Source organism: Tritonibacter multivorans (assembly GCF_001458415.1).
Taxonomy (GTDB): Bacteria; Pseudomonadota; Alphaproteobacteria; order Rhodobacterales; family Rhodobacteraceae; genus Epibacterium; species Epibacterium multivorans.
This window is the reverse complement of the sequence record NZ_CYSD01000042.1, coordinates 339,944-354,529: the sequence shown is the minus strand read 5'-3', so window position 1 is coordinate 354,529 and position 14,586 is coordinate 339,944. Positions and strand designations below refer to the sequence as shown.

The following is a 14,586-nucleotide window of genomic DNA, read 5'->3' as shown; positions in this document are numbered from 1 at the left end:
GATCCGTCAGGATTACAGAAGCCCCGGATGCCTCAGGCTTCCGGGGCTTTTTCTATGATGCGCTTGGGCAGCTGCTGCTGAACGACCGCCAAGGCCGTTTGAAGACAGGCGATGTACTCTGGATCATCCCAGAACGGCTCCGGAGCCAGCGCAAACCGACGCGCCGCGGCATCCAGCGATCCGTCGCCCCAGCGCGGATGCAGACGACCGGTCACTTGCGCATACCGGCCCGCCCGCCGCGCGCCTTGGGCAATGGTTCTGGCCCGCGCCCCCCGTTTTTCGGCCCGACAGGCCAGCAGCGCGCGGGCGCAGGTGATGATGTCATTTGGCAGCACCGGCCTGCGCATCAGACCAGCGCCACCGCAGCAAAAAGCCCCGCGCCAAAGCGTCGCGACAGCTGCGCCACCTCCACCCGGTCGCCCGGCACCACCCCATCCGCGCTCTGTGCGGCAGGGTCATAGGTCCACGCCGCCGTGGTCAGAATTTCTTCGCGCAGCACCGTGCTGCCCGAGATCACCCGCAGCAGATAGCTTTCGCTTTCCTCGCCCAAGGGCACCTCGGGCGCGGTCCAGTCGTCGCCGTCAATGCGGGTGCGGCGGATCCAGTCGAACTGCATCGCGCCCCCCAGCGCCCCATCAACCGCCAGATGCGCAGGCGCATAGGGGCGCAGGCCCGCGCCCTCGAACGCGGCTTCGATCGCCACATACGACGGATCCTCAAAGCTCCGCCGCGCCGGGCCAATCCGCCAATTGCGCGCCACACGGCGCTGGCTGGCGGCCAGATCAATCTGGCCAACCCGATCATCCAGCAGCACCACGTAAGACCCCGCAGGCCAGACCTCGGGCATCAGCCCGTCGGTGCCATATTGCCCCCGCAGCCGGTTGCGCAGCAGGTAACGATTGGGGCCGATCAGCTCTGCCTCCTGGAACTGCAGAATCTCCCAGTTTTCCGGGCTGCCATCGCCAATGGCCAGACGATTGCCGCCCGCCAGAACCGCGCCCGGCTCCAGCGTCTCCAGCGCGCCGGCAATCAGCTGGACCTCCAGATCCGCACCCAGATCCCAGCGCCCCGCAGGCGCAGAGGGCAGATCGCCCAGCGTCTGGCCCAGTGTTGCCCGCGTCGCAATGATCTCTTCCAGCGCAAATTCCGCGCCCAGATCGGCGCCATAGACCGCCACCGTGCCCGGCCAGCTGGCCGCCGTCACCGCCAGATGCGGGGCATGGTCGACCTCATCCCCGGTGATCAGCGGCAGGTCCAAAAACAGCGGCAGAACCGGCAAAGGCGCCGCAAAAGCCTGTGTCTCGGCCATGTCTTCGGGCATGGTCGCCGGGTCATAAACGCCGGCCTCGATCCGCTGAGCCTCAATCAGCTGGCCCGCGCCCAGGTCTACGCGATCGATCCTATAGGACGCGCCATCTACCGCCACAATATCCCCGGCCCCAAGGCCCAGCTTCGACGGTGGTAGGGCAAAGCGCATCCGGTCCCGGCCGACGCGAGCCTCTGCCAGCCAGCGATGCACCACTTGGCGGCCCTCGCCGCGGGTCAGCGCCATGGGCAGATCCGAGTGGCTGATCGCATGGGTGGCTTCATCCGGCAGCACGGCTTCTTCGCTTTGCACTGCGAAATCACCGCCTGCTTCAACAAAACTGACGCGCACCCGCCCCGACAGCTCGGCCTCGGAGTCGCGCAGCCGTTCAATTCGGCCCTCAAGGTCTTCGTGCTCGGCCATTTGGTCCTCGACCAGATCCACCGCGCCCAGGCCCTTGTGTGGGCGAAACACCAGCTGGCCCGTGCGTTCGATGGTGTCAAACCCGTGGCGCAGCATCAGCGGCTGCAGCGCGGCGCGCGCGCTGTCCACATCGCGCAGCCCATAGCCCCGCACCACGCCCCACAGATCGCTGACATCAATGTCGCGCAGCCCCGCATCGGCGCAGATTTCCGCCACGACCGAAGCCAGCGTGCGCTGCCCGACGCGCCCGTTCAGCCAATGGCCGCGCAGGTAATTCGGGCCATCACTCCACAGATCGCCGCGCGTCGGAAAAGCCGGATAGGGGCGCGCGTCCCAGGCCCAGACATAGGCGTTCGACAGATCCAGCATTGGCGCGTCATAGACGGCTGACACCGGATTGCGCGCGTCGTCCGACCAATAGGTCAGCTGCGCGCGCAAGTATTGCTGCTGCAACAGGTCGTCGCGCAAACCGTTTGAATAATATGGCAAAAAGCTCTCTGAGCTTTTTGGGTCCAGAAACACATTTGGCTGGTTGGTGCCCTTGTCAATCGCAGCACACCCCAGTTCCGTGAACCAGATCGGCTTGCTTTCGGGTTGCCATGCGGTGGGCATCTCCTGCCGGATGCCGCCAATGCGTTCGTGATGTTCCAATCCCCACCAACTGCGCAGGTCTTTGTACCGCCAGATCCACGGCTCCCCGTGCGCGGCGTCGGTGATGGGTTCGCGGCGTTGCGCGTCGCGGGCCTCTGGGCTGGGGTAGAACCAGTCAAAGCCCTCGCCGCCTTCGATGCCGGATTGCAGATACGCCAGCTCGTAAATCGCATCCGCCGCAGCGGCGTCCAGATGATCCTCGCCCTCGCGCCAGTCGCTCAGCGGCATGTAGTTGTCGATGCCAATGAAATCGATCTCCGCATCCGCCCACAGGGGATCAAGGTGGAAGTACCGGTCGCCCTCGGGGCTTTGGTAGCCCCAGTATTCCGACCAGTCCGCCGCATAGCCCAGATCGCAATCTGGCCCTAAAAGCGCGCGCACTTCACCGGCGAGCGCCCGCAGGCCCGCCACCATGGGAAAGCCAGCCGCGCCCCGGATCTGGGTCAGCCCGCGCAGTTCAGAGCCGACGCAGAACGCATCAACGCCCCCCGCCGCCGCACAGAGCGCCGCATAGTGCAGAATGAACCGCGAAAAGCTCCATTCCTCCGGGCCCGTATAGGACACCGTGCCATCCGAAACGGTGAAATCACTGGCCTGAACCGTGCCCAGAAACGCCGCGACCTCTGCATCAGCCAGCGCGGTGCCATCAGGCGACCCCGCCACCCCCGGCGCGAGGGACGTGGTGATCCGCCCGCGCCAGGGCAGCACCGGCTGGCCCTCCGCGCCCGTCCAGGGGTTGGGCAGCGTATTGCCCGCCAGCTGCTCCATCAGAATAAAGGGGTAGAACATCACCCGCTGGCCCCGGTCGCGGATGTCGCGGATCGCCTCGACCACCGCCGCATCCGCAGGGGTGCCGCCATAGACCGGGGCGTCTTCGTCCCCATCCGAAGTCACAGCCACCTTAAGCGCCGCCGCCCGCGTCAGGCCCGACACCTCCCAGGGCATCGATCCATCGGCCAGCTTCTGTTCCACCTTTGGCCGCAGGCGACAGTCGCCGCAGCGCAGATCATCGCCAAACCAGCTGACCACCAGCGACACCGCGCGCGCCTTGGGCAGCTCTTCCTCCAGCGCCGCGAGCGAGGCCTGCAGATCGCTGCCACCAGACGCCGACGACAGGTTCACCGCCTGTGCATCCCCCGGCCCCCGGTTCATGTAAACAGGCGAGGCCGCAAGCGCATATTCCCCGGTGCCCGGCATCAGCGCCACGCCTTCGACGATCTGCGCCAGATCCGCATCATGGGTTCCGCTGTCGGTGTCCTCTGCGCGCAGCACCTCGAAGGACAGCTGCGGCACCCGATTGCCAAACGGACCCAGCGGCAGATCTTCAAACACCACATAGGCGGTGCCGCGATAGGCGGGCACCTGACCCGCGCCCTCAATGGCTTCGATCAGCGGATCGGGCAGCTGATCGGCGCTGCCACGGTAGGTGGTCATGGCAATACTGCTCAGGTCCAGTTCCTCACCATCCGCCCAGACACGGGCGACACGGGTGATCTCCCCTTCGCATAAGGCCACCGCCAGCGACACCGTGTAACTGTAAGAGGTCACATCCTGCCCCGGCGCGCTGCCTTTGCCGCCTTGCCGGGTGGTGGAGCGGGTTTCCTGAAAATCGCTGGCCCAGATCACCTGCCCGCCAATGCGCATGCGGCCAAAGACCCGCGCCACCGGTTCGCCTTCGCTGCCCTGGGTTAGGCGGAACCGGTCCACGCGGCCGGTTTCAACCGCGTCCGATCCCCCCATGAGGCGCGCATCGATCACCCGGCCCAGCGTCGCGCCCACCGCGCGGCCAATCACCGCCGCAGACAGGCCCGCCACGGTTCCCCCGATCGCTCCGCCAATTGCAGACCCCGCTGCTGCAAGCACAATGGTTGCCATGAAGTTAACTCCCTAAGCCATTCAACGGAAACGAAAAGCGCGCCACAATCCGGGCCCGCCACAGCGGGGTCAGCGCGCTTTCCACCACGCCCTGACCGCTCATTGCGTGGATAAACCGCCCGTCGTCGGACTGGATACCAAGGTGTTTTGCCACCGCGCCCCTGCGCATCCGAAACAGCAAAACATCGCCGGCCGCGCCCGTGCCCGGCGCCATATGGCGCAGCGCCGCGCGCCACAGGTGTTCTTCGCCGCCCCGTTCGGCCCAGTCACGGCTGTAGGGGGGCACGGCTTCCGGCTCTGCCCCATAGCGCGCGCGCCAAATGCCGCGGATCAGGCCCAAACAGTCACAGCCCGCCCCGCGCACCGCGCCCTGATGGCGATAGGGCGTGCCCAGCCACAGCCGTGCCTCCTCCACCACCGCGTTCATCTGAGGCTCCCGCCGTCATTGCGCCCCGAGGACTTGGGCACCGCCACCATCCAGTCTTCGCCCGGAATGTCCGGAAAACCCTGAAAGTTCAAAATATTGTCGAACTTCAACCGGCAGCTTTCCAACCGTTTGTCACAGCCCGCCGTCAGGCGCAGCAGATCCCCCGGCAGCACAGACGCCGGCAGCGGCGCCCACAGGTCCAGCACGCGGGGGCTGCTGCCCCGGTCGCCTTTGACCGCCGCCCAAAGCCCCGCGCCCGCGCCGCTTAGCACCTCAAGGCGGCCATGGGCGAACCAGCCTTCGGCAAACCCCGCTAGCGCGGCAAATTCCAGCCGGTCGCCATCAATGATTTCAAATGGGGTTTCAACGGCATAGCCGGTTGTATTCAGATCAAACCGGCAGGCTCCATCGCCCAGAACGGCGGTGCAGCCCTTCTGATAAATCCGCCCCAGCGGCCGGTTCAGCGCCTCGGTCAGCCCGCGCAGTTCGGCCTCAAAGGCCCCATTGCTGCGGCGAATTTCGCCAAAACTGCCCCGAAACAGAACCACCCGCTGGCGGACATCCTGCCAGTTCACCAGCCAGGCCAGCACCTCGGCGCCATCAAAGCGGCCCGCGTCAATATCGGCCTCTGTCACCGCAGAGGACGTCAGCGCACCCAGCGCTTCGGTGTTGTCGACCGACAGCCCTGTGCTTTGCGCCAGCACCCGCGCGGTCAGGCCGGTGCCTGCCCGAAAGGTCACGCCGTCAAAGCTGAGGTCGCAATCATGATCGGTAAACCCATAGGTCACCCCATCGCGCCGCGTCACCGCCCAGGCCCGCGCCAGCGTTGTGGCCCCACTGTCCAGATGCGCCTGCAGCGCTGTGTCAAGCTCTGCCATCAGACCCGCACCTCAACCACCGGCACATTCGGCGCTTCACCGGCCTGAAAAGACGCCACCGAGGTCTGGATCCGGTCGGTGTCAAACCGCACCGGCACGTCAAATTCAAACCCCGCCACCACGCGCTGACCGATTTCCGGCGCGTAAGACAGCTCCACCACGCCGGTCGCGGCATCCAGCGTATAATCCACGCCCTCTTGCAGGATCTCCTGTTCGATCCCGACCTGAACCGTGCTTGCCACAGGTTTGGAAATCGGACGGCCATAGGACTGCGCCCCCGACCGGTAGGTCTTGGTCAGCTGAAATCCGGTTGCCGCGCCATCGCCCAGACCAATGACCTGATCCTCAAAGCTGATCTGACCCGAGGGCAGACAGCTGCGAAAATCCGACCAATCCTTCCAGCGAAACCCAAACAGCCGGCCCTGACGGGCCTCAAAAAACGCGATGAGGGCCGCAATATCGTCCAGCGACCGCAGCCCCAGCCCCGCATCATAGCGGCGGCGCGCATGGGCCCAGGGCGCATTGCGCTCCTCGTGGCCATTGGCCAGCGTGACCACATCGGTGCGCCGTTCGGGGCCGCCGACAGATCCAAATGACAGGGTTTCAGGGAATCGGATTTCGTGAAAATTCATAGGCTTGCCCTCTTTCATTCAGGCGCCACCGCCGGGATCAGCGGTTGCGGTTGCCACGCGACAGGGCGCGGCTCATCTGGTTGGCGATCTGTCCACGCGCGCGGGCAAATCCTGCCACATCCGGGGTCGTGATATTCATCACTACGGTTGGCGCCGCGCCGCCCGACGACCGCACGCCAAGCGCACCATCCGCGCCGCGCACCAGCGGCATGATCGCCTCTGGTCCGGCTTCGCCCATCAGCCCAACACCGCCGCGCATCGGGAAATGGGTCGGGCCATTCACCACCCCACCACGGGCAAAGGGCACAACGCGCCCGGCCGAAAACGCCGCCCCATCGGCAAAAGGCAGGACCGCCCCCACCAGCCCCGACAGCCCGCTCGCAAGGGCGCTGCCGGCCTGATCCGCCACCGGGCGAATGGCGGCGTTATAGGTGCTTCGGATCATCGACCGGCCCAGCCCTTCGAGCACATCCGACAGACCATCGCCGTCGACCACCAGATCGGTGAAAGCCCGGCTCAGCCCCCGGCTCAGCCCCCGTTCCAGACGCCCCGCGCCCTGGCTTGTGCTGGCCAGTCCGCGCGACAGATGGCTCAGCTCTGCGCGGAAACTCGCAGCCATTCCGGCGGCAGTCCCCAGCGCATCGCCGAGCGATCCGCTTTCCGCATCAAGGGCCGAAAAATCTGCTTCTTCCATGGGTTAACTTCCTTCCTTGAGGTCGCTCACATCCGGGAAATCCCGCATCAGCTGGGTCAGCCGGCTGCGATCCATTGCCTGTTGGGCTGTCTCAGTCAGGCCCAGCATCAGCCGCAGTTCATGAGGCGTCAGCGCCCAGAACTGATCCGGCCTCAGCCGCAGCCCGGCGATCCCCGCCCGCATCAGCACGGGCCAGTTGAACCCGGTCATGACGGTGAAACAGGCGCGGGATCCGGGACGCCTGCAAAACTCAGCGCCAACAGCCGCGCGGCCACACGGGCGGCCTCTTGCGCGCCGCCGGCGATTTCTGCCGCCGCCAGGGCCGCAGGCGTGACGCTGGACCCGCCCCCTTTCAGCGCTGCGGCCAGCAGCGCCAAGAGATCGCGGGCGGAGAACGCGCCGGTTTCAAACCGTTCCACCAGCGCCACAAGGCTGTCCTCGGCCAACGTGGCCTCCAGCTCGGCCAGCGCGCCCAATGTCAGGCGCAGCACATGGGTTTCCCCATCCAGAACCAGCGCCACCTCGCCGCGATGTGGGTTCGCCATCGGATCACGCCGCCGTAAAGGTCAGCGCACCGGCGCTGGCCAGCGACAGCTCATAGGTCGCCTCGCCATTGTAGCTGCCGGAATACTCAAGTGCGGTGACCTGAAACGGCCCCTCCACGGTGCCAAAATCGGGGATCACCACCTGAAAGGCGGGCGTCAGCCCATCAAAGAACAACTGACGCGCGCGCTCATCGGTGTCGGCGTCGCGAAACACGCCCGAGCCCGAGATATTGGCCGACCGCATGCCCGCACCGCCCAACAGTTCACGCCAGCCCCCCTGGCTATCAAGGCTGGTGACATCGACGCTTTCGGCGTTGAACGCGATCCGCGTTGCGCGCAGCCCCGCAATGGTGGTGAAACTGCCGCCACCGGTCATATCCACTTTGATCAACAGATCCTTGCCGTTCTGGGCTGCCATCTTGGCCTCCATTCGTTTGAAAGATTAGGTTTACGCTGTTGCTTACGCCTCGAGCCGCGCGGTGAACCGCAGGGCAATCCGCCGGGTGCCATCGCTCATCCGTTCGGCGCGGGCCCGGTCAAACCACAGGCCCACGACCCGGCCCCGCTCCAGCGTCAGATCCGCCGCCAGAAGCGCATCGCAAATGGCTGCCGCCGCTGTCTTTGCACGGGCAAAGCCCGCGCTTTCCGCCCGAAGCGTCACGGTGAACATATGCAGCGCGCCCGCCCCGCTGCTGTCCGACCGATCCAGCGCCTCTTCGGCGCCGAGCGTCACATAAAGGTCCGGCAGCGTGCCCGTGGGCAGCGCGTCATAGATCGCCGTGCCGACCGCCGCCTGAACCTCCGCATCCCCGAGAAGACATTGATAGACTGCAGTCTGAAAACTGGACGCCAATGCATAGGTCATGTGGCGGTCTCCTCTGTGGCCTGGGCCGTCAGAAACCGCCCCTCGGGGTCGGCATCGCCCACGGCGGTGATGCGGAAGATCCGGCTGCCGTCGCGAAACCGCTGATCGGCGCGGGGCCGCTCGGGGCTGCCGTCCGGGGCCGCGCGCAGGGTGATCCGATAGCGCTGCACCGACAGCGGCACGCCGCCTTGCGTGGTTTCGCGCCCCGTCAGGCTGCGCACCTCGGCCCAGAGCCGGCCTTTCTCCACCCAGACCTCGGTAAAGCCTCCGGCGCCATCCGCCACGCGGTTCACCTCTTCCAGCCGCAGACGCCGGGTCAACCGCGGTGTCACTCGGGACCGTCTCATGCCGCGCCCCCAAAGCTCAGCCGCAGGCGGCGATAGCGGCTCAGCAGTGCGGATACGCCAAAGGGCATGCAGCCCGCGTCCAGCCCGCGATCCTCGCGGTATTCATAGTAATGCGCGGCCAACATCAGCACCGCCTGCCGCAGATCCGCAGGCAGCCCCTCCCAGTCCGGAGCCATGCCAGCGGTCAATGTGACCCGCGCCGCGCCGCCGGTTGGGATCACCGGCAACGCCGCCCCCACAGCGGCCAGTTTCGGTGCCTGCGCATCGGCCACCAACCGATAGGCCGCCACATCCACCACGGTCTCGGCGCCGGTCAGTGGCACAATCGCCAGCTCCGACACAGCAGAGACCGGCGCCACCGGCAGCGGCGCGGAAGCGCCGTCCGCCTGGGCGGTGGTCCCCCAGCTTTCGGTCTGCCACTGAAACGCGCGGGCCAGCAGAACTTTGCCGGTGCGGGCCTCAATGGCGGCCAGACTGGCGCGCAGAAAGGCCAGAAGAACCTCGTCCTGCAGGGTGTCATCGCCAAAGCCAGTGCCCATGCGCAGATGCGCGCGAAACGGCGCCAGCGGCAGGGCGGCATCGGGCAATTGGGTCGTCTCGGTCAGGGTCATGCCAACTCTCCGCTTTGAAAAACCTCTCCCCCCTCAGGTGGGAGCACGCGCCTGGCCTGCCGCTCGGACGGAGGGAGCAGCTGGACGACAGGCTGGTTTGGCGCGTGCCCGCCGACGCGCCCGGGCTGCCGGGCACGTCATCCGTCACACAGCGCTTAGCTGGTGGCGAATTTCAGCAGTTTGATCGCCGCAAAGTCGCTGACATCTCCGCCGACCCGTTTGGAGGCATAAAACAGCACATGCGGTTTCGCAGAGAACGGATCGCGCAGCACGCGCAGGTCCGGGCGTTCTGCAATGGTGTAGCCGGCGGCAAAATCGCCAAAGGCAATGGAACAGCTGTCCGAGGCCACGTCGGGCATGTCTTCGGCCACCAGCACCGGATAGCCCATCAGGCGCGCAGGTTCGCCCGCGGCCAGACCATCGGACCACAGGAAGCGGCCATCGGCGTCCTTGAGCTTGCGCACCACGCCTGCGGTTTTGGAATTCATCACAAAGGTTGCATTGGCGCGGTATTCCGCCCCCAGCGCATAGACCAGATCAACAATCGCATCACCGCCGGAAATCCCGCCGTCCACGCCGGTCGCCACATAGCCAAGGTTGCCCCAGGTCCAGCTGTCATTGTCCACCGCCGGATGGGTCATCATGCCCATGGGCTTGTCGATGCCGTCGCCATTGATAAAGGCCGCCGCCTCGGAGCGGGCGAATTTTTCCGCAATCCGGCCTGCCAGCCAGCTTTCCAGATCAAAAGCACTGTCATCCAGCAGACGTTGCGAGGCCTTGGGCAGCGCCGACAATTCGTGCAGCGCGATGGTAATCCGGTCGATCTGCGGGGTTGCGGTTTCGGTCAGGCTGCCGGTCTCAGTGGCCCAGCCTGCGCCCAATTCGCCGTGGTCGATCAGCACGTCATAGGACGTCGCCTCGACCGACACCACAGAGGCCACAGCGCGCAGAGACGCGGTGGAGGTCAGCACCGATTTCACCGTGTCCGAGGTGACCGGATCGACCAGAAAGCCGCCATCCGTGTTCACAGCCGTGCTCAGCGCCTTGGCTTCCAGATCCAGGCCGCGCAGCGCGGTTTCATCGCCAGAGCGCAGATAGGCATCAAAGGCCTTCTGATGCGGCGCGGTTTCAGTTTCAGATGCCGCAAGATGCGGGCGGGCGGTGATGTGTGTCTTACGGTCCAGCATGGTCATACGCTCTTCGTTCTGTTGCAGTTTCAGGGTGACGTCGTCCTTGAACCCTTTGAAGTGGCTTACGAATTCGGAAACAGCTTGTTTCACCTCATGGGCCAGATCTTCGCGGGGAACCTCGGTGTTTGGTTGGTCGGTCATTTGGGGTCTCCTGGAGGGGTCGGGTTAGCTGCGGCAGGCGGCGCGCAGTTCTGCCACCAGCGCGCGCAGCGGGGCTGCGGGGTCGGCCGTTGCCTCCGCCTTGGCGGCCACGCGGGCGGTGGGCAGCATGGGAAATGTCACCAGCGAGACCTCGAAGAGGCTGACCTCGGTCAGCAAACGGCGGCCCTGGCTGTCACGGCTGGCTTTGACCGTGCGGTAGCCGATCGACAGCCCCTCGATTGCGCCGGCCTTGACCAGTGCGGCGGCCTCTGCGCCCTGTCTGGTTTCGGTCAGAAGCCGGCCAGTGACCTTCAGGCCGCGCTCGTCCTCAAGGACCCGGTCCCAGACGCCAATCGGCTGGTCGGGCTGGTGCTGCCACAGCATTTTTACCGCTGTTCCCCGCGCCGCATGGCGCGCCAGAGAGGCGCTGTAGGCGCCGGGCTGGACAATATCGCCGCCTTCATCGGCCACATTGAACAGGCTGGCATAGCCTTCGATCCGGGCGTCATCTTCCAGCGCAAGATCATTGCCGAAGCGTGCGAACTTCTGTTCAAACACGGGTTCACCTTTGATTAACATATGATTGCATCCCATTGGTTTCATTGTGTTTGCGTGGAAAGAAAGCCCTGCACAGCTTGGCTCAGAACCACAGCTGCCACGCCGTAAACGGTCAGCCAGAGACGCCGTTCGAGCAGCTCCTGCGCGGCCTCCAGACGCGCCAGACGGCGCAGCATGGCCTCGCGGCGGGCCTCGGCCACACGTTCATGGGCGGCCAGTCGCAGCCCCGGCGCGCAGTCAAACGGTGGCGGGGCAAAAGGCGGCAGCTCAGACATCCGCGCCCCCCTCTGTGCTGTCCTCGGACAAGGCAGGCAGGCCCAGAAGGCGGCGTTTTTCGGCGACGGTCAGAAACTCTGCCTCGGCCACACGGCGCCATTGCGCATCGCGTTCACTGGCCAGCGCCTGCACCTGATCAAGATCGGGTTTCAGCTCCAGCACCTCGCCGGAATAGAGCGTCAGCCAATCCGCAAGGGCCGCCGTTACCCGCGCCACCAGGGGCAGCACCGTCAGGCGGTAAAAGGCGCGGTTGGCTTCCTGATAATTCGCATAGGTCGCGTCCCCCGGAATGCCGAGCAACATGGGCGGCACGCCAAACGCCTGCGCGATCTCGCGCGCGGCGCTTTCCTTGGTGCGGTGAAACTCCATATCCGAGGGGCTGAAGCCCATGGGTTTCCAGTCCAGGCCCCCTTCCAGAACCATGGGACGGCCGGCATTGCGCGCGCCTTGAAAATTGGCCTCGATCTCTTCGCTCAGGCGGCGGAACTGATCGTCCGCCAGCAGCCCCTGATTGTCATTGCCGCGCCAGACCAAGGCACCGGACGGCCGCGCCGCATTGTCCAGCAGGGATTTCGACCAGCGCGCGGCGGCATTATGCACCTCGACCGCAGTGGCAGCCGCCTGCAGCGGCGCTGCGCCATAGTGGTCGTCCAGCGGGTGAAAGGCCCGCAGATGGCAGACCGCCGGGCGCATGGGATCATTGGGGAAACGGTGCGATTTGGCCCCGACAGTATAGTCATAGCCCACGGGCCAGCCATCCGCACCGGGCACCACCCGCATCCGGTCCGGGCGCAGCACATGCAGTTCAACCGGCAGGCCCGCGTCCCCCGCGACTGCCTCGATATAGGCGTTGCCGGACAGCAGCAGATGCGCATAGATCGCCTCCAGCAGCTCGGCCCGGCCCTGCGCGCCATTGGGACGCGCCAGAAGCCGCAGCAGCGGATGGCTGTCATAGCGGCGTGCGTCGTCCTGCAACACCAGCGGCAGGCTCGCGGCGGCCTCTGCGATCAGTTTGACGGTGCGATGGCCGACGGGGTTGCCCAGAAAGCCAGACCGGGTCAGCGTCGCCCCATCGCGCGCACCCCACACGGCCTGCGCACCCCCGGTGGGCAGAACGCGGCTCGCAATTTGAGCAGCGGCAGAGACCTTGACCTCCGCACCCTGTGGCTGGGGCACGGGTTTGCGGCGCAGGACATTCAGGACCATGGGCGTCACCTTCTGAAAGCTGAGGGTTCATGTTTCGTCGTTGGGAAGCAGTATCGCGCCGGAGATTTAAATGCCCCCGACCAGAGCGCGCGGCGGGGATGCAACACCAGCTCCAAGCTTCTGTTTAAAAACAAAAATGCCCGGCACTTGGGCCGGGCATTTGCGGGTCAGAGTTGCCGTGCGCGGGGGCATCGGTTGCGCTGCATTGGCTCCAGTATCAGCGCCCACAGCGCCCAAACCAGCGCATCCACCCGGTCGGGGCTGCCGGTGCCGCAGTACCGCTGCGCGGTCATCTGCACCATCTGCGCCTCCAGCCGACCAAGCCCCTGCGCATGGGTGACACGCCCCTGTTCATAAAGCGCCGCCACCGGTTCGGCGCGTGCCGCCTTGCCTGCGCCTGCATGCACCCCCTGATATGGAATTGTCGGGTCGATCTGGCGCAACAGGTCCTGCACCAGCCCGCCACCCTGATTGACCTCGGCCACAACCAGATGGGCCTGGAAGCGGTCGCGGGCGGCAACCACCGCCTTGGCCCAAGTCAGCGGCGTGGCCTTTTGCAGCGTGCAATCGGCAATCACATGGGCGCGCCAACTGGTGATGACCCCGCGCGTCTGTGCGCCCACAACCACGATCCCGCAGGCATCCCCCGTAGCAGACACCGAAGGGTCGACCCCGACAACGATCCGGTCAAAGTCGAAGGGCGCGCCTTTCAGCCCCTCAAGCTGCGCAAGGGTCCAGAGCGCGCCGTCGGCATCGCCCAACAGCTCCCCATCCAGTTCTTGGCGTTCCAGCCGCGTACCTTCATAGCGGGCACGGACCTCGGCCAGATAAGATGGCGCAAGATTGGCGCGATTGGCCTCGGTCGGGGCGTGGGTCATGACGGTCGAAGGACTGTCGAGCAGACGGCGCAGCACATCCACATTGCGCGGCGTGGTGGTGACACAGACGCGCGGCTCCTGCCCCAGCCGCAGGGCAAACTGCAGCATGTCCCAAGCCTCTTGGCCCTGACGCCATTTGGCCAGCTCATCCGCCCAGGCGGCGTCGAACTGCGGCCCGCGCAGGGCCTCGGGATCGGAGGCAGAAAACGCCTGCGCTTCTGCGCCATTGGGCCAGACCAGACGCCGTTCGCCCGCGCGCCAGTCTGGACGGCGATCCGGCGGGGTGCAGGCCAGAATGCCGCTGTCACCCCGGATCATCACATCGCGCACCTGATCATAGGTTTCGCCCAACAAGGCCACACGCCGCGCCCGACCCACGGCGCGCGGCGTCGCACCTTCGACCTGCGCACGCACCCATTCCGCGCCTGCACGGGTCTTGCCTGCCCCGCGCCCGCCGAGGATCACCCATGTGCGCCAGTCCCCCGGAGGGGCCGCCTGATGCGGCAGCGCCCAATGGTCAAAGATCCACGGCCAGGCCGCCAGATCGTGTTCGGGCAGATCATTCAGCAGGATCTCCCGGCTCAAGCAGCTCTGCGAGGCCAGCCAGGCGGCGTTCAATTTCGGCACGCGCTGAGGTGAGGTCAAAGATGCCTTTGGCACGGGTCGGTTCGTCGGCGTTTTCCGGGTCAAGAAGCTTCTCCAATTTCTGAAAATCACGCAGCACGCCGTCAAGTTTGCTTATTCGGGCGCGCAGATGGGTGGTGTCAGGATTGGCCTCCTCTTCGGCTTCAAGCTCGTCGATATAGGCCTCTGTCGACCGCCGGGCGCGCTGGATCGTGCCGTAAAGCGATCGCAGCCGGTCCAAGCGCCCTTCATAGGTCGCAGGCATGTCAGAGGGTGTTTTGGGGGAAGCCATGTCTGGCAGCTCCTCTTTCAAACAATCCGAAAGAGAAACGGGAGGAGGATCGGTGCGGCCCGTCCGAGCGCTCCGCATCCCACCTCCACGTTTTCCAGCTGCGAGATGGAGAATAGCCGCACGGACGTTAAACTTCACAGAATGCAGCGCGCGGCGCTATGGCAACG

General features: G+C 65.7%; 18 protein-coding genes. All 18 read right to left on the bottom strand.

Features of this window, described 5'->3' with window-relative positions; translation table 11 throughout:
• Positions 1 to 32 precede the first annotated feature (32 nt).
• Positions 33 to 347 (bottom strand): DUF7742 family protein, encoded by a 315-nt coding sequence (locus tag TRM7557_RS17480; protein ID WP_058291489.1) that lies wholly within the window; start codon positions 345 to 347, stop codon positions 33 to 35.
• Positions 347 to 4,255 (bottom strand): baseplate multidomain protein megatron, encoded by a 3,909-nt coding sequence (locus TRM7557_RS17475; protein WP_058291488.1) that lies wholly within the window; start codon positions 4,253 to 4,255, stop codon positions 347 to 349. Before TRM7557_RS17475 ends, TRM7557_RS17480 begins: the two co-directional genes overlap by 1 nt.
• A 4-nt stretch (positions 4,256 to 4,259) precedes the next feature.
• Complete coding sequence (locus TRM7557_RS17470; RefSeq protein WP_058291487.1) at positions 4,260 to 4,682, bottom strand: NlpC/P60 family protein; 423 nt, start codon at positions 4,680 to 4,682, stop codon at positions 4,260 to 4,262.
• The gene (locus TRM7557_RS17465; protein ID WP_058291486.1) at positions 4,679 to 5,560 is read right to left on the bottom strand and encodes a DUF2163 domain-containing protein; all 882 of its coding nucleotides are present in this window, start codon (positions 5,558 to 5,560) and stop codon (positions 4,679 to 4,681) included. Before TRM7557_RS17465 ends, TRM7557_RS17470 begins: the two co-directional genes overlap by 4 nt.
• Positions 5,560 to 6,192: a DUF2460 domain-containing protein gene (locus tag TRM7557_RS17460; protein ID WP_058291485.1), complete on the bottom strand. Its 633-nt coding sequence runs from the start codon at positions 6,190 to 6,192 to the stop codon at positions 5,560 to 5,562. Before TRM7557_RS17460 ends, TRM7557_RS17465 begins: the two co-directional genes overlap by 1 nt.
• Before the next feature lie 37 nt (positions 6,193 to 6,229).
• Positions 6,230 to 6,886 (bottom strand): phage tail tape measure protein, encoded by a 657-nt coding sequence (locus tag TRM7557_RS17455; RefSeq protein WP_058291484.1) that lies wholly within the window; start codon positions 6,884 to 6,886, stop codon positions 6,230 to 6,232.
• Between the two features lie 3 nt (positions 6,887 to 6,889).
• Positions 6,890 to 7,096, bottom strand: a complete 207-nt coding sequence (locus tag TRM7557_RS17450) for a rcc01693 family protein (RefSeq protein WP_058291483.1) — start codon at positions 7,094 to 7,096, stop codon at positions 6,890 to 6,892.
• Positions 7,093 to 7,431 (bottom strand): gene transfer agent family protein, encoded by a 339-nt coding sequence (locus TRM7557_RS17445; RefSeq protein ID WP_058291482.1) that lies wholly within the window; start codon positions 7,429 to 7,431, stop codon positions 7,093 to 7,095. Before TRM7557_RS17445 ends, TRM7557_RS17450 begins: the two co-directional genes overlap by 4 nt.
• Positions 7,432 to 7,435: 4 nt before the next feature.
• Positions 7,436 to 7,849 (bottom strand): phage major tail protein, TP901-1 family, encoded by a 414-nt coding sequence (locus tag TRM7557_RS17440; protein ID WP_058291641.1) that lies wholly within the window; start codon positions 7,847 to 7,849, stop codon positions 7,436 to 7,438.
• A gap of 42 nt (positions 7,850 to 7,891) precedes the next feature.
• Complete coding sequence (locus TRM7557_RS17435; RefSeq protein WP_058291481.1) at positions 7,892 to 8,296, bottom strand: DUF3168 domain-containing protein; 405 nt, start codon at positions 8,294 to 8,296, stop codon at positions 7,892 to 7,894.
• Positions 8,293 to 8,643: a head-tail adaptor protein gene (locus TRM7557_RS17430; protein WP_058291480.1), complete on the bottom strand. Its 351-nt coding sequence runs from the start codon at positions 8,641 to 8,643 to the stop codon at positions 8,293 to 8,295. Before TRM7557_RS17430 ends, TRM7557_RS17435 begins: the two co-directional genes overlap by 4 nt.
• A complete protein-coding gene (locus TRM7557_RS17425) occupies positions 8,640 to 9,254 on the bottom strand; it encodes a head-tail connector protein (RefSeq protein WP_058291479.1) in 615 nt (204 codons plus the stop codon). The genes TRM7557_RS17430 and TRM7557_RS17425 overlap by 4 nt, the downstream gene beginning before the upstream one ends.
• Before the next feature lie 155 nt (positions 9,255 to 9,409).
• Positions 9,410 to 10,585, bottom strand: a complete 1,176-nt coding sequence (locus tag TRM7557_RS17420) for a phage major capsid protein (RefSeq protein ID WP_058291478.1) — start codon at positions 10,583 to 10,585, stop codon at positions 9,410 to 9,412.
• Between the two features lie 24 nt (positions 10,586 to 10,609).
• On the bottom strand, positions 10,610 to 11,164 hold the full coding sequence (locus tag TRM7557_RS17415) for an HK97 family phage prohead protease (RefSeq protein ID WP_058291640.1): 555 nt from the start codon (positions 11,162 to 11,164) through the stop codon (positions 10,610 to 10,612).
• A gap of 20 nt (positions 11,165 to 11,184) precedes the next feature.
• The gene (locus TRM7557_RS17410; protein ID WP_058291477.1) at positions 11,185 to 11,418 is read right to left on the bottom strand and encodes a GTA head formation protein, RCAP_rcc01685 family; all 234 of its coding nucleotides are present in this window, start codon (positions 11,416 to 11,418) and stop codon (positions 11,185 to 11,187) included.
• Positions 11,411 to 12,625, bottom strand: coding sequence for a phage portal protein (locus TRM7557_RS17405; protein ID WP_058291476.1), 1,215 nt, complete (start codon positions 12,623 to 12,625; stop codon positions 11,411 to 11,413). The genes TRM7557_RS17410 and TRM7557_RS17405 overlap by 8 nt, the downstream gene beginning before the upstream one ends.
• Positions 12,626 to 12,792: 167 nt before the next feature.
• Positions 12,793 to 14,088, bottom strand: a complete 1,296-nt coding sequence (locus tag TRM7557_RS17400) for a DNA-packaging protein (protein ID WP_235811506.1) — start codon at positions 14,086 to 14,088, stop codon at positions 12,793 to 12,795.
• The gene (locus TRM7557_RS17395; protein ID WP_058291475.1) at positions 14,063 to 14,419 is read right to left on the bottom strand and encodes a hypothetical protein; all 357 of its coding nucleotides are present in this window, start codon (positions 14,417 to 14,419) and stop codon (positions 14,063 to 14,065) included. The genes TRM7557_RS17400 and TRM7557_RS17395 overlap by 26 nt, the downstream gene beginning before the upstream one ends.
• Positions 14,420 to 14,586: the final 167 nt, after the last annotated feature.

Excerpts from the sequence above, each read along its gene's own strand:
- TRM7557_RS17435 (WP_058291481.1), bottom strand. The coding sequence starts at position 8,296 with ATGACCTATGCATTGGCGTCCAGTTTTCAGACTGCAGTCTATCAATGT.
- TRM7557_RS17450 (WP_058291483.1), bottom strand. The coding sequence starts at position 7,096 with ATGACCGGGTTCAACTGGCCCGTGCTGATGCGGGCGGGGATCGCCGGG.
- TRM7557_RS17410 (WP_058291477.1), bottom strand. The coding sequence starts at position 11,418 with ATGTCTGAGCTGCCGCCTTTTGCCCCGCCACCGTTTGACTGCGCGCCG.
- TRM7557_RS17470 (WP_058291487.1), bottom strand. The coding sequence starts at position 4,682 with ATGAACGCGGTGGTGGAGGAGGCACGGCTGTGGCTGGGCACGCCCTAT.
- TRM7557_RS17430 (WP_058291480.1), bottom strand. The coding sequence starts at position 8,643 with ATGAGACGGTCCCGAGTGACACCGCGGTTGACCCGGCGTCTGCGGCTG.
- TRM7557_RS17460 (WP_058291485.1), bottom strand. The coding sequence starts at position 6,192 with ATGAATTTTCACGAAATCCGATTCCCTGAAACCCTGTCATTTGGATCT.
- TRM7557_RS17465 (WP_058291486.1), bottom strand. The coding sequence starts at position 5,560 with ATGGCAGAGCTTGACACAGCGCTGCAGGCGCATCTGGACAGTGGGGCC.
- TRM7557_RS17420 (WP_058291478.1), bottom strand. The coding sequence starts at position 10,585 with ATGACCGACCAACCAAACACCGAGGTTCCCCGCGAAGATCTGGCCCAT.
- TRM7557_RS17415 (WP_058291640.1), bottom strand. The coding sequence starts at position 11,164 with ATGTTAATCAAAGGTGAACCCGTGTTTGAACAGAAGTTCGCACGCTTC.
- TRM7557_RS17445 (WP_058291482.1), bottom strand. The coding sequence starts at position 7,431 with ATGGCGAACCCACATCGCGGCGAGGTGGCGCTGGTTCTGGATGGGGAA.
- TRM7557_RS17405 (WP_058291476.1), bottom strand. The coding sequence starts at position 12,625 with ATGGTCCTGAATGTCCTGCGCCGCAAACCCGTGCCCCAGCCACAGGGT.
- TRM7557_RS17455 (WP_058291484.1), bottom strand. The coding sequence starts at position 6,886 with ATGGAAGAAGCAGATTTTTCGGCCCTTGATGCGGAAAGCGGATCGCTC.
- TRM7557_RS17395 (WP_058291475.1), bottom strand. The coding sequence starts at position 14,419 with ATGGCTTCCCCCAAAACACCCTCTGACATGCCTGCGACCTATGAAGGG.
- TRM7557_RS17475 (WP_058291488.1), bottom strand. The coding sequence starts at position 4,255 with ATGGCAACCATTGTGCTTGCAGCAGCGGGGTCTGCAATTGGCGGAGCG.
- TRM7557_RS17480 (WP_058291489.1), bottom strand. The coding sequence starts at position 347 with ATGCGCAGGCCGGTGCTGCCAAATGACATCATCACCTGCGCCCGCGCG.
- TRM7557_RS17425 (WP_058291479.1), bottom strand. The coding sequence starts at position 9,254 with ATGACCCTGACCGAGACGACCCAATTGCCCGATGCCGCCCTGCCGCTG.
- TRM7557_RS17440 (WP_058291641.1), bottom strand. The coding sequence starts at position 7,849 with ATGGCAGCCCAGAACGGCAAGGATCTGTTGATCAAAGTGGATATGACC.